The sequence below is a fragment of the Fibrivirga algicola genome (genome assembly GCF_011742925.1).
Taxonomy (GTDB): Bacteria; Bacteroidota; Bacteroidia; order Cytophagales; family Spirosomataceae; genus Fibrella; species Fibrella algicola.
Genome location: NZ_WAEL01000006.1, coordinates 326,636 through 350,984, shown reverse-complemented (window position 1 = coordinate 350,984; position 24,349 = coordinate 326,636). Strand labels below are relative to the sequence as shown.

The 24,349-nt window shown below is 51.0% G+C and carries 15 protein-coding genes; 8 read left to right on the top strand and 7 right to left on the bottom strand.

Annotation, left to right across the window (positions count from 1 at the left end; translation table 11 throughout):
- Window positions 1–266: 266 nt before the first annotated feature.
- The 4 genes from F7231_RS17705 to F7231_RS17690 form a co-directional block, all read right to left on the bottom strand.
- Window positions 267–3,650, bottom strand: a complete 3,384-nt coding sequence (locus tag F7231_RS17705) for a VCBS repeat-containing protein (protein ID WP_166692885.1) — start codon at window positions 3,648–3,650, stop codon at window positions 267–269.
- Between the two features lie 79 nt (window positions 3,651–3,729).
- A complete protein-coding gene (locus F7231_RS17700; protein ID WP_166692884.1) occupies window positions 3,730–4,311 on the bottom strand; it encodes a hypothetical protein in 582 nt (193 codons plus the stop codon).
- 92 nt (window positions 4,312–4,403) lie between these two features.
- Window positions 4,404–5,873 carry a RagB/SusD family nutrient uptake outer membrane protein gene (locus F7231_RS17695; protein WP_229365059.1) on the bottom strand — a complete coding sequence of 490 codons (1,470 nt, stop codon included), beginning with the start codon at window positions 5,871–5,873 and terminating at the stop codon, window positions 4,404–4,406.
- 60 nt (window positions 5,874–5,933) lie between these two features.
- Entirely contained in the window at window positions 5,934–8,966 is a 3,033-nt protein-coding gene (locus tag F7231_RS17690; RefSeq protein ID WP_085411851.1) for a SusC/RagA family TonB-linked outer membrane protein, read from the bottom strand.
- A gap of 503 nt (window positions 8,967–9,469) precedes the next feature.
- Between F7231_RS17690 and F7231_RS17685 the strand changes: the two genes are divergently transcribed.
- The 3 genes from F7231_RS17685 (at window position 9,470) to F7231_RS17675 (ending at window position 16,053) form a co-directional block, all read left to right on the top strand.
- Window positions 9,470–12,427 (top strand): FAD-binding and (Fe-S)-binding domain-containing protein, encoded by a 2,958-nt coding sequence (locus F7231_RS17685; RefSeq protein WP_166692883.1) that lies wholly within the window; start codon window positions 9,470–9,472, stop codon window positions 12,425–12,427.
- 102 nt (window positions 12,428–12,529) lie between these two features.
- A complete protein-coding gene (locus F7231_RS17680) occupies window positions 12,530–14,503 on the top strand; it encodes a M1 family metallopeptidase (protein ID WP_166692882.1) in 1,974 nt (657 codons plus the stop codon).
- 194 nt (window positions 14,504–14,697) lie between these two features.
- Entirely contained in the window at window positions 14,698–16,053 is a 1,356-nt protein-coding gene (locus tag F7231_RS17675) for a vanadium-dependent haloperoxidase (protein WP_085411849.1), read from the top strand.
- Window positions 16,054–16,118: 65 nt separating this feature from the next.
- Here the strand turns inward: F7231_RS17675 and F7231_RS17670 are convergent, their stop codons facing one another.
- A complete protein-coding gene (locus tag F7231_RS17670) occupies window positions 16,119–16,874 on the bottom strand; it encodes an ABC transporter ATP-binding protein (RefSeq protein ID WP_085411848.1) in 756 nt (251 codons plus the stop codon).
- 7 nt (window positions 16,875–16,881) lie between these two features.
- Window positions 16,882–17,613, bottom strand: a complete 732-nt coding sequence (locus tag F7231_RS17665) for an MlaE family ABC transporter permease (protein WP_085411847.1) — start codon at window positions 17,611–17,613, stop codon at window positions 16,882–16,884.
- A gap of 126 nt (window positions 17,614–17,739) precedes the next feature.
- Here F7231_RS17665 and F7231_RS17660 point away from each other — a divergent pair, with 126 nt between their 5' ends.
- Together F7231_RS17660 and F7231_RS17655 are read left to right on the top strand one after the other, a co-directional pair.
- Entirely contained in the window at window positions 17,740–18,414 is a 675-nt protein-coding gene (locus F7231_RS17660; RefSeq protein ID WP_085415056.1) for an SDR family oxidoreductase, read from the top strand.
- A 99-nt stretch (window positions 18,415–18,513) separates the two neighbouring features.
- Complete coding sequence (locus F7231_RS17655) at window positions 18,514–20,352, top strand: ABC transporter ATP-binding protein (RefSeq protein WP_166692881.1); 1,839 nt, start codon at window positions 18,514–18,516, stop codon at window positions 20,350–20,352.
- An 82-nt stretch (window positions 20,353–20,434) separates the two neighbouring features.
- Here F7231_RS17655 and F7231_RS17650 read toward each other — a convergent pair whose 3' ends face one another.
- Window positions 20,435–21,043 (bottom strand): IMPACT family protein, encoded by a 609-nt coding sequence (locus tag F7231_RS17650; protein WP_166692880.1) that lies wholly within the window; start codon window positions 21,041–21,043, stop codon window positions 20,435–20,437.
- A 188-nt stretch (window positions 21,044–21,231) separates the two neighbouring features.
- On the opposite strand from F7231_RS17650, the gene F7231_RS17645 reads away from it, so the two are divergent.
- The 3 genes from F7231_RS17645 to F7231_RS17635 all read left to right on the top strand — a co-directional run bounded on the left by F7231_RS17645 (window position 21,232) and on the right by F7231_RS17635 (window position 24,307).
- Window positions 21,232–22,338, top strand: a complete 1,107-nt coding sequence (locus F7231_RS17645; protein WP_208295633.1) for an LBF_2804 family protein — start codon at window positions 21,232–21,234, stop codon at window positions 22,336–22,338.
- 92 nt (window positions 22,339–22,430) lie between these two features.
- Complete coding sequence (msrA, locus tag F7231_RS17640) at window positions 22,431–23,099, top strand: peptide-methionine (S)-S-oxide reductase MsrA (RefSeq protein ID WP_166692879.1); 669 nt, start codon at window positions 22,431–22,433, stop codon at window positions 23,097–23,099.
- 218 nt (window positions 23,100–23,317) lie between these two features.
- Window positions 23,318–24,307: a ribonucleoside-diphosphate reductase small subunit gene (locus F7231_RS17635; RefSeq protein ID WP_085411843.1), complete on the top strand. Its 990-nt coding sequence runs from the start codon at window positions 23,318–23,320 to the stop codon at window positions 24,305–24,307.
- Window positions 24,308–24,349: the final 42 nt, after the last annotated feature.

The following is a 24,349-nucleotide window of genomic DNA, read 5'->3' as shown; positions in this document are numbered from 1 at the left end:
AAATTGAGGCACTTGACTAAAGGTCACGTTGAGTATTGACTCCTTCTGCTTTGTAACAGGACAAAACAAGGTTGGTCTATAGAACAAATTACAATAACAAACATGAATAGTTCAACTAAATACATGCCATGATTTACCAAATGTTATTTAATGACAGTTTATATAGTACATCAAAGCGTTAAGATGCGCCATAAAAAAGGCCTACTCTTACAGAGTAGACCCTTTACTATGAGCGCGTTTCGCTGACCGAATCTGCACAGATTCAGTTAGCGTATCTTAACTAAACCAGGTACCGAATTATTGATTAATGTCAGCAAATAGCGCTGTTTGTTGATCGTCAACGGACTAATTTGCTTTACCTCACCGCTGGTCAGGTAGCCGCTTTCTTTACTCGACAGCACCCGAAAGGTACCACCAGGCTGATTCAGCAAGACGAGCCCCTGGCAGGCATCGATCATCCCGAGCTGGGGGGTGAAGTGCGTAAAGTTGCCCCCCAATACCAAGTCTTTCCGGCCGTCGCGGTTCAGGTCTTCGGTAGCAATTGCATTAACACAAGTCATCTGTACGGCGTTGGGCAGATCGCGCACCGTGAAGCTGCCTTTACCATCATTGAGCGCTATAATTGACCGGCGATAGGTTAGTGTCTTAACCCGGCTGGCTTCAAGCACATTCGCGGGAAAAAGCTCCTGTAAGGTTTTGGTAGCGTAATCGCTATGCTTCAGAATCTTGGTTTTCAGGAATGGAAACTGTTCGGCCATTTCCCGCTTTAGAAATACAGGCACGTCACGACCGTCGATCGTCTTGGTCATGATCTTATCCAGAATACCATTTTTATCGAAGTCATTGACCCACAGTTTCAACGGATGCTCGGCATCGGCGTTGAGGGCGAAGTTCTCACCAATGTTCCCGATGATCAGGTCGCTATCTTTATCACCATCGATATCAGCGACCGCCACGCTGCCCCACATACCGGAAAGGTCGCCGAGGCCAGTGGTCAGCTGGGTAAATCGGCCACTGGTGTAACTAAACACTTGCGGGCTCATCCAGTCGCCAACGACAACAAGCTCAGCGCGGCCATCGCCGGTCAGGTCGGCCCAAACGGCGTCGCGGATCATGCCTATCTCGGCCAGATCAGGTGCTACAGTCCGGGTTACGTTGGTAAACGTACCTGTGCCATTGTTTTGCAGCAGATAACTCGCCGGGCTCATGCCGTATTCTTTCGGGTAACTCCGGCTCCCCACAAATAGGTCGAGGTCGCCATCTGCGTCGTAATCGTAGGGCACCGCTACCGACGTATTCATCGATGCTGGTGGCAGGGCCCGGCTGTCGAGACTGAAGGCTCCCTTTCCGTCATTTAGAAACAGGCGGTTCATCAACTCGCGCGAACCTGCAGGTGCTTCATTGCCGCCACTGCCTACGAATAAGTCCAGATCTCCGTCTCTATCGGCGTCGAACAGTTGGGCGGCGGTATCTTCAAAATCACTCAGTTCCTGAAAAGCAGGCTGGTTCGATTTGGTAAATCCTACGCCGGATTGTAGGTATAACTGCCCCGCCTGGCCCTTGGCACCACCAATATACACATCTTGCCAACCATCGCCGTTTACATCGCCTATAGCCGCCTTTGGCCCTTCTGACGACAATTTCATGGGAATATTCCGCTCGTCGAAAAAGTCTTCGTAACGATTTTCCCGATGCGCCTCGAAGGGGGCGGGTACGTTCGTAACCAACGTCTGCCGTACCGGGCCGGGCGTTGTCGGGGGCGTACCCGGCATAAGCTTGCCTGGCCCTGGTTTGGCCGTATTGTGGGCCAGTTGCAGTGTTGATCCGGCTTTGGGGGCCTTCACACTACTCACCTGATCGTCGAACCAGGTCACACGCACTGAATCAGGCTGTTTTGTGGTCCCCAAGCCAATTGTCTGGATGTATTCGGTACTTGACTGGAACCCACGCGAGGGGGCAATGTACCGGCTAATGATCTGCTTGCCGACAAACACCTCGATCTTAGATCCGATAGCATAGGTATTCCGGCCATCGCCCCGGAGTTTTACCCGCAGGAACTGATTCGTAGCTGCTTGCCTCTCGGCGTGGTTCTGGTACACAAAACACGGCTGGTTCACGTTGTTGACCACCAGATCGAGGTCGCCATCATTATCCAGGTCGGCATACGCCGCTCCGTTCGAAAATGACGGATCGGCCAGGCCCATAGCTTCGCCTGTTTCGGTGAAGCGCAGGTTCTTGTTATTGCTGAAGAAGTAGTTGGGGATCGGCCGGGAAGGCATGTTCTTCACAATCTCATCAAACTGCTTTTTCTCGCCAGAAAGTACCATCTTTTGCGCCAGTTCATTGGCAAAAAAGTCGATAAAGTCCTGATCGACCACGTCATTGTAAATCCCATTACAAACGTAGATATCGTTGTAGCCATCATTGTCAGCGTCGAACAGCAGAGCTCCCCAGCTCCAGTCACTGGCAGCAACGCCGGCGTAGTTGGCAATTTCGCTGAAGGTGCCGTTCTGATTATTCAGTTGCAGGCAGTTTTGCTGTAGCTGCCTGTAGTATCCCTTTTCCTGCTTTAGATTGGCCAGGTAATGGTTCTCAAATGACGTCGTCGTTTTTAGCCGTTTCTCGTCACGAGGCAGCATTTCGGTGGTGAAGATTTCGGCGTAACCATCATTATTGATATCAGCCATATCGGCCCCCATCGACGCGATACTTAGGTGATTCATCCGCTGCTCAATTTCCTCTTTGAATCCGGTGTGCCGACCAGCAGCGTCATGCTGGTTGATGTAGAGGTAATCCTTCTCGAAGAAATCATTCGAGACATAGATGTCGGGCCAGTTATCGCCGTTTACATCACCGATCGTTACGCCCAGCCCAAAGCCGATCAAACTACTGTAGATGTTTTCTTCCTTGGAAACGTCGTGAAACAAGCCGTTGTCGTTGCGCATCAGCCGGTCGCCACCACCTTTCAGAAAGTCCTTCACTGGCCAGTCCTCGGCTCGGACGTCCCGATTATTTTCGTAGTTAAGCGTGTTTACCGGAATAAAACTATTATTCAGGATATAGCAGTCGAGGTCGCCATCTTTATCATAATCGAAAAAAGCAGCGTGGGTGGTATATCCGTTATCGTCGAGCCCATATTTCGCGGCTTCTTCGGTAAACGTAGGTACGTTGTCGGGGCCGTTGCCCTGGTTGATGTATAATTCCTTGCGCTGGTCAACACCTTTCTGATACCCAGCGTAGCAAACGTAGATATCGAGCCGCCCGTCGTTGTTGATGTCGACCATCACCACGCCTGTGCCCCATTTCCCTTTACTACCAACACTGGCTTTATCGGTAATATCGTCGAACTGCCAGTTGCCTTTGTTCAGGTATAACTTATTCGACCCCATATTGGAGGTAAAAAAGATATCGGACAGGCCATCATTATTGATATCACCCACGCCTACACCACCCCCGTTATAGAAGTTACGGTAGTTAAAAATGTTGAAATCGGCGCGGTTTTCGACCTTATTCTGAAACGTGACCCCAATGGCCTCGTTGTCCATCTTTTCAAACAACGTGTCGCTTTTCTTAGACGAACAGGCGACTAGAAACAAGACAAAAAGGAAGCTGATGGTTGACCTCAGGTACGTTGTTACTGTGATGCTCATAGGTTAGTTACGGTACGCTAATCCAAAGTTATTCACTAAAGCCCATACGATTATGGAAACCTGATCGGTTTAGTAGACTCTAGTAAAATAGCGTCTGCCTGTCGCCCGTGGGCACGGTAATCGTTGGCTTTCGGTAGACGAGCAACGCCTCAAGTTTTTTCCAGGTATCACGATTGTTCATCGTGTTAAAGTTTCCGGTTTTACCAGCAAAGCGAATGACTATTTTTTCATCTGACAAATGATCGATCGTGACCGTGCCTTCGGTCAGAATGAACCCATCGCCTGTCCGTTCTTTTTTATCACGCACCCTACCAATCATAACGCTATTCAAACTCTGGTCATTAAGCGTAATCAACTGATCTACAGGACGCTTCTCCAGCAGTCTGTTTCCCCCCAGGGTGATAATAGTGTTGCTTTCGTACTGATCGAACAGGTTGAGCCGAATTGAGCTGGGTCTTACAGTGACTTCGCCCTTGAAACGGCTGTCTTCTTTATAAAAATCGTCCCCATCCATACGAACGACAAACTGGGCTTCGCCCGGTTTCAGCGCCTTATATAGCACGTCAGCATCAGGTTTACCAATGCATGAAACTGCAATGATGCCCACTACAAACAGGCTAATCGTGGACGGTAAAAAGCGTATAAGTGATTGGATTAACATCGCTATAAACCCACATAAGTATGGGCGTAATTAAAAGCCAAAAAGGCTCGACAGAGCCGAGCCTTTTTGGTACTCAAAAATACGAATTCGGATTAATATCCCACGTTCTGCTTCAAATTCGGGTTCGACGTAATTGCGTCTGATGGAATTGGGAACAGTACCGTACCTGGGTCTTTGCGATCAACACCCGTACCAGTCAGGAATTTTTCGAAACGGATCTCAACCGTCCGCTTGCTTCCCTCCCAATACGTTTCCCGGCCGATCTCATCGAACATGACGTCGTTGGTCAGTGCAGTCAGCGCGGAGGCTTTACGAATTGTACGTAACGCGTTCACCTGAGTCAGCGCTGAAGGTGCATTGCCACTCCGGAGCAGAGCTTCTGCTTTCATCAGATAGGCATCTGCGTAACGCATCAGGATGTACTTACCTGCATCAGCTGGGTGATACTTGATAACCCGAATCCCTTTCTCGGTTGGTGTGCCAGCCAAGGCTACATCACGTGAGAATTGTAGTGGCTTTTTAGAACGGCTATCAGTAATGGCAACACCCTTATCGTCGAACTGCTGACCGATCAGGAAGCCTTTACCAATACCAGCATAGGCACTACCATCTTTCTTGGCAGCCTGTCCTTTACGAACGTCGTTTGCTTCGAACTTATCGTAGAAGTCAGCCAGTGTGGCGAAGCCATTCCAGCCCGATGGGTTCTGGTCATAATGCAACGTCATCATCCAACGGTTCTGAGGCGTACCCTCGCCGCTGGCGAAGATTACTTCATTGGCACCTGATGAAGTGAACGTCTTGTAGTAGTCAGGGCTCAGCGAGAAGCCAGCAGCCGTAATGGCATCGACATACTTCACGACCAGGTCCATATCAGCTTTATCAAAGGTGTATCCACCCTCAGCTTTTGCTGATTTGTATACGGCTTTATTCAGGTATAGGCGAGCCAGCAGGAAGTTGGCCGCCGATTTAGAGGCAACCGTATTGTCCTGTACCGATGGCTTAGCTTCCGGCAGGTTAGGTAGCGCTTCGGTCAGGTCTTTCACGATGAAGTCAAATGCTTCTGAGCGTGATTTCACTTTCGGGTTCGCGTCTACCCCTTCAGTTAGTTCCCGGAAAGGAACCTGACCCCACAGATCCATCACGTGGAACATGTTCCAGGCGCGTAGGAATTTCGCTTCGGCCAGTTGCTGTGGCGTCGTTTTACCTGAACCAATCAACTGCGTGGCTTTGAATACCCGCTGGTTCAGCTGGTTCCAGGCCGTCAGTACGTTCGAGTGCGTCGCATCCCAGGTGTGCTGGTCAAGCGTACGCCATACGCCATTATCACCCCAGTCTACACCCCGCGTTGGCGGAATCATCTCGGCTGATGTATGCTGACCCAGCGAGTACATGCTGCCTTGGTCAGTGAAAGCACCCAAATCGATATAAGCAGACCGAAGGGCCTCTGCTGCGTTAAAGTTAGGGTCTGGCTTAGTTGGATCCGTTGGCGTTACAACCACTGAATCTTTCTCTTTTACTACCAGATCGGTGCAACCCGAAAGGGTGGCAAGGCTAACACTCAAACCGAGTGTTAGGAGGTTCAAAGGTCCTCTCTTAGTCATGGTTTTTATCGTGTTTACTGATTAAAATGCGATGTTAGCACCAACTGTCACTGTACGGGCACGGGGGTAAGCCGTGTAGTCGATACCCAGTGATGGTACACCGTTGATCGACTTGTTCGTGTTTACCTCTGGATCCTGACCCTTGTAATTGGTGATCAGGAACAGGTTCTGAGCGGCTACAAACAGGCGAAGGTTCGACAGTTGTGACTTACCCGTGTTGAAGCGGTAGCTCAGGCTGGCGTTTTGCAACCGAACGAACGAACCAGACTCCAGGAAGCGGGTTGATACGTCGGGCGCGTTGAATGGGCCTTCAGCCAGCGTAGGTACGTCGCGAGTTACGTTACGGCCGTTGTTGTACGAGCCTTTCGTAAAGTAAGCGTTGGCCGTGTTGTTGTAGATGTAGTTACCAAATACACCGTTGAAGAACAAGCTCAGACTGAGGTTCTTGTAACGGAAGTTATTGGTCAGACCACCTGTGAAGGTTGGCAGTGGGCTTTTGCCCAGGAACCGCTGTACGTCACCGCTTGGGTAGATCGTATTGCCGTTCTCGTCATATCCGCCAAAATCACGCAGGAAGAACGCGAACAGCGGCTGGCCTTCAGCAATACGCTGTGCAAACGCCCCTGTCAGACCCTGACCGCTGATAGCGCCCGTGTTGATCAGACCGGCAAAGTTTTGCACTTCGTTTTTGTTGTAAGCCATGTTGAACTGCACGTCCCAGCCAAATTGTGGCTTGTCGATAGCAGCTACGTTCAAGCCCAGTTCAACCCCTTTGTTGATTACGTTGGCGTCCAGGTTCTTCCACACGAATGGTGATAGGGCTGGCTGAGCCGACGTTACCTGAATCAATAAGTCAGTCGTGTTTTTCGAATAGTATTCGAGGTTACCCGTTACACGGCCACCAGCGATACCGAAGTCGATACCAATGTTGGTTTGTGCTGTTTGCTCCCACTTCAGGTTCGGGTTCGGGAACGCTACGTCGTTCAGACCACCACCGCTGATGTTGGTTGCGTCGGCGTTACCACCCCAGTCGCTATACCGCTGACGCTGTTGATACAGGTTGTGCGGAATTTCCTGGTTACCAGTAATACCGTAGCCAACCCGTACTTTCAGGTCAGAGAAGATATTTTTAGGAACGAAGGCTTCGTCGCTCAGCTTATAGGCAATTGCGGCCGATGGGAAATAACCTGTCTGCTTACCTGGACCAAAACGTGTTGATCCGTCGGCCCGCAATGTGGCAGTAGCCAGCAGTTTACCGAAACCAACGTTTACCCGGCCAAAATACGACTGCAGTTCATCGCGTGATGACGCTGAGTTAGCCAGCAGGCTACCGAACCCTTTCGAGTTATCGGCCGACGCTGCGTTGTTGAGCATCAGATCAAGGTTGCTGGTACGGAAGTTTGTAGCCGTAGTACGCTTGTAGTAGTTGTCGAAGCTCTGGTATTCATAACCCAACAGGGCATTTACCGATACTTTGCCAAACTCTTTGTCGTACGTGAAGTAGCCATCGAGCAGGGTGTTATCAATTTCGATATCACTCAAGATTAATCGACCCACGTTCTGAATGTCCTGATACAGCAGATCGCGTGAGAACGCGGCCTTCCGTGATGACATCGACTTGTCGAAACCGTATACAGCCTTGAATTTCAGGCCACTGATGATTTCGTATTCCGCGTTGATGTTACCCAGCGTACGCAGCGTCTTGGTGTTGTCTTTCGACAGACCGATCAGCGCCAGTGGGTTTGGCTCAGCGATGTTTGTCGACTGGTTGAATGAACCATCGGCTTTGTAGATCGCCCGTGTTGGGTTCGACTTCAGAATACCGCCCAGCAGGTCACCCTGGTAGCCAGCGTTGTCTGTTACGGGGATATTCTTGTCTTTCGTTTCAGACAGAGTCAGCTGCACGCCGACGTTCAACTTGTTATTGATGAACTTCTTGTTGGCGTTGAACGTACCAGACACCCGGTTCATGGCGCTCGTCTGCATGATACCTTGCTGATCGAGGTAGCCCAGTGAGAGGCGGTAGTTACCACCAACGCCATCGCTGCCACCGTAGGCCAGGTTTTGCTGGTTAGTAACACCTGTACGGAAGAGTGCATCCTGCCAGTCTACGCGGGCGCCCAGGTCCTGCGTAGGCTGAAGCTTAGCATATTCGTCAGCGCTCAACAAATCATAGCGCTTGGTGATCGTGCTAAAGCCAACTGATGGCGAGTACTCCAGGCTACCTTTACCGGTTTTACCTTTCTTGGTCGTGATCAGTACAACACCATTGGCACCACGTGACCCGTAGATCGCAGTTGCCGACGCATCTTTCAGGATATCGACACTGGCAATATCTTCCGGGTTCAAGAAGTTCAAAGGGTTTTTAGCCGCTGTAGAACCGATACCTGAGTTATCACCACCGGCCGATGTTTCACCACCGCTCAGGGGCACACCATCCACTACGAATAGTGGGTTGTTGTTGCTCCGAACTGATGACGTACCCCGGATACGGATGTTGATACCACCGCCTGGCTCACCGCTGTTCTGCGTGATTGCCACACCCGGAACCCGGCCCTGAAGCAGTTGTTCTGGTGACGTAATGATGCCTTTGTTGAAATCTTTGGTGCCAATCGTATTTACCGCACCGGTCAGATCTTTCTTCTTGGCGGTACCATAACCGATAACTACTACCTCATTCAAGGTCTTGTTATCTTCCAGAAGCGTTACGTTGATTACCGATTTGGCGCCAACCGTAACGTCCTGGCTCTCAAAGCCCACAAAACTAAATACCAGTACTGCATTGGCTGGAACACCAATTCTGAAATTACCATCGGCATCCGAGTTGGTACCCCGAGTAGTGCCTTTTACGCTGACACTAACGCCGGGTAAACCCCGACCGCTATTGTCTGATACTTTACCCGTCACGCTGTTGTCCTGCGCAAACGTTAACTGGCTGCTCAGCATAAGGAATAGCATGAGCACCGACAGTAGTCCCAACTGAAGAGACGACCGAACGGACTGCATACGCCTGGTAACTGTGGCGTAACCTACTGAGTAGGAATTGTCCATCATAGGTTTGTTAAATTGGTTAGTAAAAGTTTTTTGGTGATAAATACCCCTTCTACACAACGCAGTATTTTCCATAAAGCAGGCTGAAACCAATACATGATAACCCTACTAAAATGGGCTTCACATAGCACTGCATTTAGAAAATATTGAGCGTATAGATGAAGTAGCCGACAAATTACAAGAATTAATCCTTTAGGTACAAATTCATGTTTGATAAATTAATACAGAGGTTTGTTAAAATAGTACTTAAACAATACTATATAATTTTAGTAGTTTATTAGCGATAACTACTGAATTCATGTATTTACACTTAACAACTGCCTGATACACCCCCATTTATACTTAGTCACGTAAGCTCTTCTTTCCCAGACACATGTATACACAGTTAGGAATTTACGTTTTCCCATTGGGCTGGTTTTAGTTAAATTTATGCTCTCAATAGAAGCAGGGTGTAGGGCATACGGGGTAGTTTCTGTATTGGCCGGCTCCAAAGCTTTTCAGTTTACATGACACCTACCGTTTTTCCTCTGTTGCCCCCCCCTTCGTTTGAGGGTGACTTCTTTAGCGATTCAACCTATCGTACGCTCTACGCCACCGATGCATCGGCTTATCGGGAGATGCCGCTGGCTGTAACCATGCCAAAGTCAGTTGCTGATTTAAAGGCGTTGATTCAACTGGCGCGGGAACGGCAGGTATCCCTAATTCCGCGTACGGCAGGTACATCGCTGGCCGGACAGGTTGTGGGGGCAGGAATTGTTGTTGACGTATCGAAACACTTCACTAAAATCCTGGAGATCAATCCAGACGAACGTTGGGTACGTGTACAACCGGGCGTCGTTCGTGACGAACTGAACCTCTTCTTAAAACCATACGGCCTTTATTTCGGCCCCGAAACATCGACGGCAAACCGAGCGATGATTGGCGGTATGGTGGGCAATAACTCCTGCGGCTCAAACTCAGTAGTGTACCGGGCCACCCGCGAGCATACGCTGTCGGTGAAAGCACTTTTATCCGACGGATCAGAAGTGGAGTTCAGCAGCCAGTCGGCCTGGGATTTTACCAAGGCGGTTGGTGAAGCCAGCCGCAAGAACGGAAGTGCTACCCTGGCCGATCAGATTCTGCTGAAAACCAACGCCATGCTGGCTAGTCCGGTTAATCAGCAGGAAATACGGAGCCACTTTCCGAAAGCAAGTATAGAGCGGCGTAACACCGGGTATGCGCTTGATGAGTTGCTGAACTGCGAGCCATTCACACCGGGCGGCGAGGCGTTCAACTTCTGCAAACTTATTGCCGGCTCGGAGGGTACGTTGTGCTTCATGACGGAGATCAAGCTGAACCTGGTGCCGCTCCCCCCCAAAGAACAAGGACTGGTCTGCGTGCATTGCCACAGCATCGACGAGTCTCTACGAGCCACACTGGTGGCGCTGAAATACAAGCCGCAAGCCGTTGAGCTGATCGACGACATTATTTTGGAGCGCGCCGACTCGAACCCGGAACAGCGCAAAAACAGCTTCTTCGTCCAGAAAACCCCGACCGACGGCTTCCCCATTATTCTTGTCGTTGATTTGTCGAAGCCAACGCGGGAAGAGATCGAGGTGACGGCCGCCGACATGGAAGCCGAGATGCGGGCAGCAGGGCTCGGTTACCACTATCCGCTGCTGTTTGGCGAAGACACCAAAAAAATCTGGACCCTTCGTAAAGCCGGTTTGGGCCTGTTGGGGAATTTGCCCGGCGACGAAAAAGCGGTAGCCGTAATTGAAGACACCGCCGTTGACGTGCGCGACCTGCCCGATTACATTCGAGAGTTCAATGAGATTCTAAAGACTCACAACATGGCATCGGTGCATTACGCCCATGCTGGTTCAGGCGAGTTGCATTTACGGCCCATCATCAATCTGAAGACGGCTGAAGGACATCGCCAGTTCAGGATGATTGCCGAAGAAATTGCCACGCTGGTGAAGAAATACAACGGCTCACTCTCCGGCGAGCATGGCGACGGACGGCTACGCGGCGAGTTTATTCCACAAATGGTCGGTGAACACAATTACGAGTTGATGCGGCAGGTAAAGCAACTCTGGGATCCAGAGGGCATTTTCAACCGGGGTAAGATTGTGGATACGCCCCCGATGGATACGTACCTACGTTACGAAGCCGATCAGCAAACGCCCGATTTCCAGACCTATTTCCGGTACAACAACCAAACCGTACTGCAACACGCCGAGCAGTGCAATGGCTCTGGCGATTGCCGTAAAACGGAGGTGTCGGGCGGTACGATGTGCCCTAGTTACATGGCTACGCGCAACGAAAAAGACACGACACGGGGCAGGGCCAACATTCTGCGCGAAATGCTGACGCGGTCGCCGAAAGAAAACCGGTTCGACCATGAAGAGATCAAGCAGGTGTACGACCTATGTTTGTCGTGCAAAGCGTGCAAATCCGAGTGCCCATCGAACGTGGATGTAGCGAAGTTGAAAGCCGAGTTCCTACAGCATTACTACGATGCTAACGGTGTACCCATCCGGTCGCGGTTGATTGCCAATTTTGCCCGCCTATCGGGTCTGGCCAGTTATGTGCCCTGGGCCTGGAACGCGGTGCTGGGTACGTCGTCACTACGCCGTGTGGCCAACCGCCTCGTTGGTTTCCACCCCGACCGGACGATGCCATTGATGCACAGTACAACAGTAAAGAAGTGGTTCGCCGGATGGAAAACACCAGGTACGTTGCCGACATCGGCCAAAAAGGTCCACCTCTTCTGTGATGAGTTTACGAACTTCAACGATGTAGAGGTTGGGCAGAAGGCGGTAATGCTGCTTGAGCGACTTGGCTACGACGTTATTCTTCCGGCTCACGGCGAAAGTGGGCGGGCAGCATTATCGAAGGGGATGCTGAAGTACGCCAAAACGCTGGCCGAACGAAATATCCGCGACCTGCAGGACATAATCAATGACCAAACACCATTGGTGGGTCTGGAACCGTCGGCTATTCTTACATTCCGCGATGAATACCCCGACCTGGTCGACGCGTCGCTGGCAGAGGCGGCTCGTGAGCTCGCTAAACACGCACTGACCTTTGAGGAATTCATTGCCCGTGAACTCGACGCCAAGCTCATTGACCCTACTCTGTTCACCGACGAAAAACGGCTGATCAAACTGCACGGGCATTGCCAGCAAAAAGCGGTTTCGTCGCTGGTACCGAGCAAGCGTATTTTATCGTTGCCTAAGAACTACACGGTCGAGATCATTCCGTCGGGCTGCTGCGGAATGGCCGGCTCATTTGGGTACGAGAAGGAGCATTATGATGTGTCGATGCAAGTGGGCGAACTGGTGCTGCTCCCAACGGTTCGGCAACAACCCGCCGATGTCATCATTGCAGCCGCAGGTACGTCATGCCGCCATCAGATTCACGATGGTGCCCAGCGAACCGCAAAACACCCAGCCGAGATCTTGTATGAAGCACTGAAGTAAACCGTCCATCCAGTACAGAATTTTATTTCGTTAGAACCCTGCTATTTTTACAGAGTAATACGTTCGTTGCTCTATTGGGTGACTTTCCTACAATTTTTGTTCATGAAAAAACTCCTTATTGGTGTCGCCTGTCTGCTTAGCTGGCAGGGTATGGCCCAGACTTCATCGACAACAACCACCAGCGGTTATGACCCCCGTGTGTTGTTTCACCCCTTATTTAATATGCAGCCCGGCAACGATTACCGGACGGGCAGCGGTGCACCGGGACCTCGTTACTGGCAAAACCGGGCCGATTACAAAATCAACGTAAAACTCGATGATGTAGCTCAGAGCGTAAGCGGTGAGGTAGAAATTACGTACAAGAATAATTCGCCCGAGAGCCTCAACTATGTGTGGCTGCAACTCGACCAGAACGCGTTCAGCGATTCGTCGCGGGCGGCCAAAACCACCCCCATTCAGGGCGGACGTTTCGGTAACAAGGATTTCGCGGGCGGCTATGGCATCACCAGCGTGCAGGTTGAGCAGGGGGGCCGTAAGTTCTCGGCGGCACCAAACGTCGTGAGCGACAGCCGGATGCAGATCAAGCTATCGGAGCCCATGAAGCCAGGTGGCGACGTGATTAAGATTAAAATCGGCTATTCATTCAAGATTCCCGAGTACGGATCAGACCGGATGGGGCAGTTGAAACGCAAAGACGGTATCATTTATGAAGTGGCGCAGTGGTACCCCCGCATGTGCGTGTATGACGACATTGAAGGCTGGAACACACTGCCTTATCTAGGTGCCGGTGAGTTTTATCTGGAGTACGGCGACATCGAATACGCCATCGACGTTCCCTGGGATCATATCGTTGTTGGTTCGGGTGAATTGCTGAACCCCACCGAAGTGCTAACGGCTGAGCAGATCAAACGGCTGGCGCAGGCAAAACTGAGCGACAAAACCGTAATGATTCGCAGCAAAGAAGAGGTAACCAGTTCTGCTTCACGCCCCAAACAATCGGGCAGGCTGACGTGGCGGTTTAAATGCATCAACACGCGCGACGTGGCCTGGGCTTCGTCGAAAGCGTTTGTTTGGGATGCCGCCCGCATCAACCTACCAAGCGGTAAAAAAGCACTAGCTCAATCAGCTTATCCGGCCGAAAGCGCTACCAACGACTCGTGGAACCGCTCTACGGAATATGTGAAGCACAGCATCGAGTTCTATTCTGGGTACGTCTTCGAATACTCATATCCGGTAGCAACCAACGTAGCCGGTATTGTAGGCGGTATGGAGTACCCCGGCATTGTGTTCTGTCAGCACAACTCGAAGAAAGACGGCCTGTTCGGTGTAACAGACCATGAGTTTGGCCACAACTGGTTCCCGATGATTGTGGGGAACAACGAACGGAAATACGCCTGGATGGACGAAGGCTTCAACACCTTTATCAACTTCCTGTCGACGGCGGCGTTCAACAAAGGCGAATATGACCGGGAGCGCGGCACTATGCACGACGTAGCTCCTGCCCTCTACTCACCCGTTGAGCCGATTATGACCATTCCCGATGTGCAGGCGGCCCGCAATCTGGGCATTCTGGCCTATTACAAGCCGGGTATGGGTCTTCGTATCCTGCGCGAGAGCATCCTCGGCCCTGATCGGTTCGACTACGCCTTTAAGCAATATGTAGCGCGGTGGGCGTTTAAACACCCAACTCCACACGACTTTTTCCGCAGTATGGAAAACGGCGCGGGCGAAGATCTGGGCTGGTACTGGCGCGGTTGGTTCTTCGAGACCTGGAAGCTCGATCAGAGCGTGAAAGGCGTGAAATACACCGATTCGGCCCCCGAAAAAGGTAGTATCATCACGATCGAGAATCTCGACAAATTGGCTATGCCTGCCGTAGTAGAGATTCAGGAAAGCAATGGTAAGAAAACCCGCGTGCAACTGCCGGTTGAAATCTGGCAGCGGGGGGGGACTTGGAGCTTCCAGGCTAACACTACCTCGACCGTTTCGCAGGTGACAATCGACCCCGATCAAAAGCTACCGGACTACAACTCGAAGAACAACGTCTGGAAAGGCGATGTAAGCCCAAGCAACTAGGTGCAGGGATAAACATGTAAGGAAGCTATAGCACGGAATTACAGAGAGACCTATATAGTTACTCAGAGGGAATTAAACTTTGAGTAACTATATGGGTCTCTCTGTAACTCCGTTCTATAGCTTCTTTTTTTCATAGAAAATCGCGTAATTTTGTAAGACCGATCCGCCGGTGCGGTACTCTTGTATAACCAACTATGAAAATAAATACTTTACTCTGCAACTGGCTGTTAGGGCTGGTGTTGCTAGGGGCAGCAGGGTGTCAATCAGCTAAACCAGAAGAGTATATGCCAAAAGCAGTTGACCCAGAACGTTACAATGCCTGTGTCAACAAGCTCACGGAAGTTGTTATTCACGACATTTTCTCGCCCCCTGTCGCCAGCCGCATATACGGATACGCCAACCTGGCCGGCTACGAAGCCATGGTACCGTTCAATCCAGAGTTCGAGTCGATGAGTGGTAAAGTAAAAACGTTCGCAGCGGGCCCGAAGCCCGAAGCCGGTAAGGAATATTGCTACCCCATTGCCGGGGCAAAAGCTTTCCTGACCGTAGCGCACGCGCTGACGTTCTCAACCAATTTTTACGACGATTTTGAGCCCGGTTTTTACAAACAGTTCGAGAAAGACGGCGTGCCGAGCGATGTCATCGAACGATCAATGGCTTATGGTGAAGCGGTGGCAAAAAATGTACTCGATCTGGCCGCTAAAGACCACTATAAGCAGACGCGTGGATTCAAGCACACAGTTACAAACGATGAGGGAACGTGGGTACCAACGCCACCCGCCTATATGGACGCCGCTGAGCCAAAGTGGAACAATATACGCTGCTGGGTCATGGATACCTGCAATCAATTTATGCCCCCCCGTCCTTATGCTTACAGCATGGCCAAAGGCAGTCCGTATGAGAAAGAGTTGATGGAGGTGTATGAAACTGGCAAAAAGCTGAGCAAAGAACAGTCAGACATCGCCTATTTCTGGGATGATAACGCTTTTGTAATGAACGTAGCTGGCCACGTGAGCTACGCATCGAAGAAGATGACGCCGGGTGGTCACTGGCTTGCTATTGCTCAAACGGTGGGGCGACAACAGAAACTGGGCCTCATGCGTATGGCCGAAGCCTATACGCTTACCTCATTCGCCCTAGCCGATGGCTTCATTGCCTGCTGGGATGAGAAGTACCGCAGCAAAACGGTTCGGCCAGAAACAGTAATAAACAAGTCAATTGACCCCAAATGGGCGCCATTCCTGCAAACGCCCCCATTTCCGGAATACCCAAGCGGGCATAGCACTATTACTGCCGCCGCTGCCACAGTGCTGACCCAGTTGATAGGCGATAACATTGCGTTCACCGACTCGACCGAGTACAAGTATGGTCACGGGGTACGTTCCTTCAAATCGTTTTATGATGCGGCCAACGAAGCGTCTGTCAGCCGATTGTATGGCGGTATCCACTTCCGCTCGGCGCTTGAAAACGGCTCGGTGATGGGTCGGAAAGTAGGCCAGTATGTACTGGAAAAAGCCAAAGCCCGGAAAGAAGGGGTAGCGGTAAAGTAGATTTGAGGTTTACGGTTTTATGCTGCGCTGCTAAGGCAATAGAGCGCTCGATTAGGAGCGCAGCCTCAAACCTTCCTTCCTTCCATTTCACGGAGCAATTTGTTCGCGTAGATGAACTCGTTCAGTCGCTCAACGTCAGAGTGAGCCAACGTGTCGCTATTGCCTTCCCACAGTTTGTTTCCCTCGTAGAGAAACATAATTTTCTCGCCGATCTCCATCATCGAATTCATGTCGTGCGTAATAACGACCGTCGTGATCTTATACTCGTCGGTAATCTCTTTGATAAGCTGATCGATTTTAATCGATGTTAACGGGTCGAGGCCAGAGTTGGGTTCGTCACAGAAGAGGTATTTGGGGTTCATGACAATAGCCCGCGCAATACCAACCCGTTTCTTCATACCACCCGAAATCTCAGACGGCATCCGGTCTTCGGCATTTTCAAGACCTACCCGTTTTAACGACGCGTGCGCCCGCTCCAGCTTTTCGTCTTCCGTCATAGTCGTCAGCATATCGAGCGGAAACCGAACATTGTCAAACACGCTCTTTGAGTCGAACAGGGCCGAACCCTGAAAGAGGACACCCATTTCGCGGCGGATTGCTTTGCGGGTATCGTCGTCGGCAGTCAGGAAATTACGGCCGTCGTAGAGTACCTCGCCCATGTCGGGTTCCACGAGTCCGATCATACACTTCAACAATACGCTTTTCCCGGTACCGCTTCCACCAATGATCAAACTGGTTTCTCCGGGTTGAAAACAGCCATCTATACCAGCCAGTACCTGGCGGCCACCAAAGGCTTTCTGAATATCTTTTATCTCAATCATCTGTCCGTTAGGCCAATAAGAGTTGAGTCAGTACGAAATCGGCAACAATAATTGAGATACAACTGGCAGTAACTGCGTTTGTCGATGCGTTACCAACCTCCAGCGCCCCACCCGTCACGTTAAAGCCCTGATAGGCCGAAATAGTGGCAATCAGAAAGGCAAACACTTCCGTTTTGATGAGGGCGAATTTGATACCAAAGGGATTGTAATCGAACCGCAGTCCCGAGATAAAGTCTTCATGCGAGATTACCCCCACCAGAACACCTGCCAGATACCCGCCCAGAATACCGAGAAACGCCGCCATCATGGTCAGCAACGGAAACATAAGCATGGCCCCGATTACTTTGGGCAACACCAAATACGAACTCGAGTTAATCCCCATCACCTCCAGAGCGTCGATCTGCTCGGTCACGCGCATTGTGCCCAGTTGACCGGCGATACTGGAACCTACTTTTCCGGCCAGCACAATGCTGCTGATGGTTGGTGCGAATTCCAGAATCGTACTGTCGCGAACGATGAACGCAATGATGTTGCGCGGCACAAAGGGATTATCCAGGTTGTAGGCCGTTTGCACGCAGGTAACGGCTCCAATAAAGGAGGATACGATTGCGACGATAAAAACCGAGTTGACACCGATGCTGACACATTCGTCGAGGATCAGGCGTAGGTAAACTGATGTACGCTCGCGGTCGCGAAACAACGTACCCAGAAATATAAAATACCGACCAAGGGTAACCATATGAGGAGAAAAATCGAGGCCGGAACAACCCGTTTAGGGCGGCCACTAAGGCAATCAACGGCCACAGCCAAGGAATGGTTTCGGCCCCTGTTTCCGTTTGATAGCTGAATGGCCGAACTTTGTGGCATGAAAAAACTCATCGTGGTAACCGGCGGCTCAAAAGGCATTGGCCGGGCCATTGTCGATACATTCGTGGCGCGCGGTTATGATGCCGTGCTTTGCGCCCGCAACGTTGATGGAATTGAAGGGCCGGGGCTTATTCCTTTTGCCGCCGACCTGAGCACCCGGGGCGGTGTTGATGCCCTGGTCACGTACCTGAAAAGCCTGAATCGGCCGGTAGATGTACTCGTGAACAACACAGGTACGTTCCAGCCCGGACAGATTCATAATGAGGCCGAGGGAACGTTTGAGACGCTGATGAACACCAATGTTGCCAGCGCCTATCACCTCACTCGTGGCCTGGTTGGCGATATGATTGCCCGGCGCGACGGCCACATTATCATGATGTGTTCAACGGCCAGCATCACAGCCTATACCAACGGCGGCTCGTACTGCATTTCGAAATTCGCCCTGTTGGGCATGAGCAAAGTCCTGCGCGAAGAACTAAAACCGAGTGGTGTGCGTGTTACAGCCATACTACCCGGCGCTACACTTACCGCCAGTTGGGAAGGCACCGATCTCCCCTCCGACCGCTTTATGCAGGCGAATGACGTAGCAGAAACTGTGTGGGCGGCCTGCACATTACCCAAGACCGCTGTGCTCGAGGAAATATTGATGCGGCCACAGTTGGGCGATATTTAACTGAGGTACGCCTCGAAAGGTAAGACATAAAGTTATAGGCAACCTGATACGCCCGATGCTCACCTCCTGCCTCTCGATGCTCACCGCTTGATTTTCAAGATGAACACATATTTCCGCCTACTTTCGTACGGCAGGCCGCTGGGGCGGTTTTTAGTACCGTTCATGCTGACGTCGCTGCTGGCGGCGCTCTTTGCAACGCTGAATTTCACCCTGCTGATTCCCCTGCTCAACGTGCTGTTCAAGCAGTCGTCGCCCGAGCAGTTGCAGGCGGTGCTGAGCCAGCCTGCGCCAACGTTTTCGCTGGGCACGTCGCCTATCGATCTGTTCAACTACTACTTTGCCCGTCAGTTTCAGCAGTATGGGCAACTGGGAGCCTTAAAACTCGTTTGCGGCACGGTAGTAGCGTCGGTTATGCTCAGTAATGTGTTCAAGTATCTGTCTGTCAGGCAGCTCGAATCGTTTAAGGCGCGCATGGTGGCCACCCTACGGGAGTCTGTGTTTGCGCAGGCGATCCAACTGCACCTCGGTTATTTCTCAGATCAACGGAAAGGTAACCTTATTGCCCGCATCACCACCGATGTGCAGGAAGTAGAAAACTCGATTGCCAATACCTTATCAGCGGCGTCGAAGGAGGTATTTACGCTTGTTTTCTTCCTGATCACGCTCTTCTCCATTTCGGCCAAGCTCACCTTTGTCGCCTTTCTGGTCATCCCTATTTCGGGAGGCATCATTGCCACGCTTGTTCGCCGCATGAAGCGCGACGCCACCCAGGGGCAAAATAGGCTGAGCAGCCTGCTGAGTGTGCTCGACGAAACCTTCGGCGGTATGCGTGTTGTGAAAGGTTTCAATGCCGAAGTCTTCACGCTCAACAAGTTCAAAACGGAGAATAATGGCTACCGCGATGCCATCCGGTCGTTGGCGAATCGGCGGGAAATGGCTTCACCATTCTCCGAATTTATGGGGGTAACCGTATTGTCGGGCATTCTGCTCTACGGCGGTTCACTGGTGTTGTCCGGTCAGTCTGACCTGTCGGCCGGAGAATTCGTTACGTACCTGGCCCTTTTTTCGCAGGTGACGCGGCCCGCCAAAGATATCTCCAACGCCATCAGCAGTTCGCAGCGTGGGTTGGTTTCCGGCAAGCGGGTACTAGACCTGATCGATACCCAGCCCCTTGTCGTGGACAAGCCCAACGCTATGAAGCTAACGAGTTTTGAGCGCGACATCACGTTCGAAAATGTATCGTTTGCCTACGAAGCAGGCTCGCCTGTATTACAAGGTATCAATCTTCGCATCGAAAAAGGTCAGACCGTTGCCCTGGTCGGCTCATCGGGCGGTGGTAAGTCGACGTTAGCCGATCTGGTGCCTCGTTTTTATGACCCTGCCTCAGGTGCCGTTCGTATCGACGGACATGATCTCCGAGAATGTCAGACAGCTTCCCTGCGCGATCTGATGGGCATTGTGACGCAGGAGAGTATCCTGTTCAACGATACCATTTTCAACAACATTGCATTTGGTAGCAACGCCACTGAGGCAGCGGTAGAGCAGGCCGCCCGGATTGCCAATGCCCATGAGTTTATCAGTAAGATGCCCAACGGCTACCAGACAACCATCGGCGACCGGGGCAGCAAATTATCGGGTGGACAACGGCAGCGCATCAGCATTGCCCGGGCGGTATTGCGCAACCCTCCGATTTTGATCCTCGACGAGGCTACGTCGGCCCTGGATACAGAGTCGGAAAAGCTGGTACAGGAAGCACTGACCCGCCTGATGGCCAACCGCACTACGCTAGTAATTGCCCACCGCCTCAGCACCATTCAGCACGCCGATCAGATTTTGGTAGTCCATCAGGGACAGCTTGTTGAACAGGGCAACCACCAGGAACTTCTCGCCAACGAAGGTGGCTTCTACTGGCGTTTACAAACGTTGCAGCAGGTGTAAGTCAGTTTGACGTTTGTAGTTTGAGGTTTGCAGTCGCTTCGCTAAACCACAGCCAAGTGCTTCAGCGGAGCAACTACAAACCTCAAACCACAAACGTTAGACTAATTCCTTCCAGCTTCGCCAGCCTTTCGAGCACGGTGCCGACCAGCGACTTGCGGATTTCTACTTCCAAAATACAGGCGGTGTCGTAGTCCTGCTTCAGAACGGTTAGCTGCTGCTCTTTCACCAGGCGCATAACATCGTTCATCTGCTCGAACGGGTAACGTACCCGATATGTCTCATTGATGGTTTGCTCCGTGATGACTCCCTCATCAAGGGCGGCGACGGTGGCCGTTTTGTAGGCGTTAATCAAACCAGGTACCCCCAGCAGCGTACCACCGAAATACCGAACCACCACAACCAGCACGTTGGTCAACTCTCGAGAGTACAGCACGTTTAGAATAGGCCGTCCGGCTGAGCCGCCGGGTTCTCCATCATCATTGGCCCGGTAGTTATTCCGGTCTAGTCCAAGGCGGTAGGCGTAGCAATGGTGAACAGCTTTAGGATGCTGGGTACGCAAGGCATCCAGGTAGGTTCGGGTATCTATCTCCGAACGTATGGGATAGGCAAAAGCCAGAAATTTACTTCCCCGATCACGGAACTCACCTGTAGTTGGAGTAGCCAGGGTACGAAAGGTATCGTCAAAATGCATTGATAACTGCGTCGGGTAATGTGTTGCCTATCTACTGGTAGTCAAGTTGTTGGGCAGGGTCGATAAGTTACCGTTACCGCCCGGTTTTAAAGACCAACAAGTAAATACATACGTAGCGTTTCAAAACACGCCTGCCTGTTTCACAGTTGTATAGCCTACAAACCATTCTGATGCAAGTTACCCTGCCAATGTCTACTCAACCGCCCGACAACACACCTGGTCCCATCGACCAGTTAGCGTTGCGCTACCTACGGGGGGCATTAGAGTCACCGCATCCTATCGACGAACCGTTTGTAATGAACAACCGGGAAAGTCATGTCATTGCGAAGATTCGCTGGCAAACGCTGGCGATGGCAGGTACGTTCGGCGTACTCGGCATATTGCTTCTCTACCTGCCACAATATTTCTGGCCTGCCTTTTTCGAAAATACGGCCATCCATATCTGGGATACGACCTATGAACTACCACTTGTAACGCTACTATATGGTGTGTTGCTTGTGTACCTGGAGATCTACGGATTGTTGTACATCAACCTGCGAGCCGTTCGGTACGTGATGGCTGTATGCCAGTTTCCCCGGCAGCATGACGCTCAATATGAGCGGCATCTACACGCGCTGGCCGACGCCGCACAGGAGAAAGAAAACCAGGGCATTTTCCGATTTGGCATGAATCCTTACCTGGGTCTACCACAATGGGGACTTACTGCCTTCTTCGTTGTCAACAAGCTGAAAGCAGCCTTGAGTAACGTTGTGCTCAAATTCGTACTGAAGCAGTTTTTTGGTCGGTTTCTCCTGCGGCAGGTGACTGATATGGCCGGTATGCCAATTTACGCATTCTGGAATATTTGGGCATCAGATCAGGTTATTCACGAGGCGAAGATTCGGGTGATGGCTCCGCTCACCATTCGTGAGTTTGTGGATAGCCTGCACGAAGAGTGGAAGCATAACCAGTCTTTTTGTGAGTTGATTCCTGAAGCGTTGCAGTACGTAGCTATTCTGAAACGTCAGTACAACTATGCGCATCTGTTGTTGACAGAAACCTTGATGGATCGTTTTGGCCTTCAGGTCATTAAGCCAACTGGCCATTTCCTCGACCGCCTCGCTGAAGCACCGGCAGAGGTACGTCGGCCGCTTGAACGCCTCATCATTTTCGGGGTGTTAATCGACGGCAGTCTTTCCTGGTTTGAGCGTCGCCGCCTCCGTCAGTTTCAGCAGCGGGGCTGGCTTTCTTACTCGATTGCCGAAATCGAAGAAATCGGCCGTGAATATTACAAAGGCCGTGGTCTTTGGGTGTAATTTTTGGCGGTGGTTTGCTGTTTTATCTACGAGTCGATTACTTACCTCATAGGCAGCGGCTCACTTAACATGCACTCAATCATCTTATACCAATGCGGCACTTTCTGCTTTTACTTCTGATTCCCCTCTATTTTGGCTGCGCCACAAAAAAAGGTACCGATAGCGATAACCAACCTACTGTAAAGGACACGTCACCTGCCAAATTGCCTACTCTCCAGCCCGGAGAGGCCGTGGCTACCTTTGCAGGGGGTTGCTTCTGGTGCGTTGAAGAAGAGTTTGAACTGCTCCGCGGGGTTCGGGAGGCAGTGTCGGGCTATTCGGGCGGCATTGAAGAAAACCCGACTTATGAGCAAGTTGGTAATAACGAAACTGGCCATGCAGAATCTGTGCAGGTCTACTACGACCCCAAAGTGATTCCCTATGATACGCTGGTTAAAGCCTTTTTGTACGCGCACGATCCTACCACGCTGAACCGGCAGGGCCCAGATGCCGGGAAACAGTATCGGTCAGTTGCCTTTTATCGGTCACCCGCTGAAAAAGCAAGCATTGACGCAGCCATCAAGCGCTTCAATGCTACTGCTGAGCATACTGATCAGGTGGTTACACAGGTAGTCCCTTTCAACGTATTTTATCCAGCTGAGGTATACCACCAGGGATACTATCGTGCTCACCCCGACGAAGCTTACATTCGGTCTGTGTCGGAACCGAAGGTTGAGAAGTTTAAAAAACGCTTAACCGACAAATTGAAGGCCGCTCAGTAAAGCCTTCTGATAATCAATACGGTTACCACTAAGTTAGTTTACTAGCTCACAGCAAGTTGACTATTTTTAAGTGTTTTGTAACCAATAGGACACCCTGAAATTTATTCCTTCTTTACCGCTGTTCGGGTGGACGAATCGGCTATTTTTGTTAGCACGTAAACAATCTGTATCGTGCCTTTTGCACGAATACTATACAACCGTTAAAACCTCACCTACGCATGCTTACAGCAACTGCAATTGAGCCTATTCTCGAAGAAGACAAAAGCCGGTTTGTGCTCTTTCCGATCAAGCACAGTGACATCTGGCAGATGTACAAAAAGCATGAAGCTTCGTTCTGGACCGCTGAAGAGATTGACTTAGGTCAGGACATGACCGACTGGAATAACCTGAATGACGGCGAACGCCACTTCATCTCGCATATCCTGGCCTTTTTTGCGGCTTCAGACGGGATCGTGAACGAGAACCTGGCGGTCAATTTTCTGTCGGAAGTACAGTACGCCGAAGCAAAATGCTTCTACGGATTTCAGATCATGATGGAGAATATTCACTCAGAAACCTATTCGTTGCTGATTGATACCTACATCAAAGACCCCGTTGAGAAAGACCGGCTGTTGAACGCCATTGACACGATTCCCTGCGTTCAGAAGAAGGCAGAGTGGGCGTTGCGCTGGATCGAGAATGGCACATTTGCTGAACGACTGATTGCGTTTGCGGCCGTTGAGGGTATTTTCTTCTCAGGCTCGTTCTGCTCAATTTTCTGGCTGAAAAAACGCGGTATGATGCCCGGCCTTACCTTCTCAAATGAGCTGATCTCTCGCGATGAAGGACTACACCGCGATTTCGCCTGCCTACTCTATACGGATCACATCAAGAATCAGATGGACCCCGAGGCCGTGTATCAGATCATCCGCGATGCAGTGGCAATCGAGCAGGAATTCGTAACTGATGCGCTGCCCGTGTCGCTGATCGGGATGAACGCCGAATTGATGAAACAATACATCGAGTTTGTGGCCGATCACCTATTGATGTCGTTGAACCTCAACAAAGTATACAACGCGTCGAACCCATTCGATTTCATGGACATGATCTCGCTACAGGGTAAAACCAACTTCTTCGAAAAACGCGTCGGCGAATACCAGAAAGCTGGCGTCATGGCGTCGACGAAAGAAAACGAAGGGTCTAAATTCTCACTGGAGGAAGATTTTTAAGTGAAAGAGTGTAAGAGGCACAGAACACACAGGTGTTATAGT

Excerpts from the sequence above, each read along its gene's own strand:
- F7231_RS17650 (WP_166692880.1), bottom strand. The coding sequence starts at position 21,043 with ATGCATTTTGACGATACCTTTCGTACCCTGGCTACTCCAACTACAGGT.
- F7231_RS17690 (WP_085411851.1), bottom strand. The coding sequence starts at position 8,966 with ATGATGGACAATTCCTACTCAGTAGGTTACGCCACAGTTACCAGGCGT.
- F7231_RS17700 (WP_166692884.1), bottom strand. The coding sequence starts at position 4,311 with ATGTTAATCCAATCACTTATACGCTTTTTACCGTCCACGATTAGCCTG.
- F7231_RS17670 (WP_085411848.1), bottom strand. The coding sequence starts at position 16,874 with ATGATTGAGATAAAAGATATTCAGAAAGCCTTTGGTGGCCGCCAGGTA.
- msrA (WP_166692879.1), top strand. The coding sequence starts at position 22,431 with ATGCGGCACTTTCTGCTTTTACTTCTGATTCCCCTCTATTTTGGCTGC.
- F7231_RS17705 (WP_166692885.1), bottom strand. The coding sequence starts at position 3,650 with ATGAGCATCACAGTAACAACGTACCTGAGGTCAACCATCAGCTTCCTT.
- F7231_RS17645 (WP_208295633.1), top strand. The coding sequence starts at position 21,232 with ATGTCTACTCAACCGCCCGACAACACACCTGGTCCCATCGACCAGTTA.
- F7231_RS17685 (WP_166692883.1), top strand. The coding sequence starts at position 9,470 with ATGACACCTACCGTTTTTCCTCTGTTGCCCCCCCCTTCGTTTGAGGGT.
- F7231_RS17675 (WP_085411849.1), top strand. The coding sequence starts at position 14,698 with ATGAAAATAAATACTTTACTCTGCAACTGGCTGTTAGGGCTGGTGTTG.
- F7231_RS17655 (WP_166692881.1), top strand. The coding sequence starts at position 18,514 with ATGAACACATATTTCCGCCTACTTTCGTACGGCAGGCCGCTGGGGCGG.
- F7231_RS17680 (WP_166692882.1), top strand. The coding sequence starts at position 12,530 with ATGAAAAAACTCCTTATTGGTGTCGCCTGTCTGCTTAGCTGGCAGGGT.
- F7231_RS17660 (WP_085415056.1), top strand. The coding sequence starts at position 17,740 with ATGAAAAAACTCATCGTGGTAACCGGCGGCTCAAAAGGCATTGGCCGG.
- F7231_RS17665 (WP_085411847.1), bottom strand. The coding sequence starts at position 17,613 with ATGGTTACCCTTGGTCGGTATTTTATATTTCTGGGTACGTTGTTTCGC.
- F7231_RS17635 (WP_085411843.1), top strand. The coding sequence starts at position 23,318 with ATGCTTACAGCAACTGCAATTGAGCCTATTCTCGAAGAAGACAAAAGC.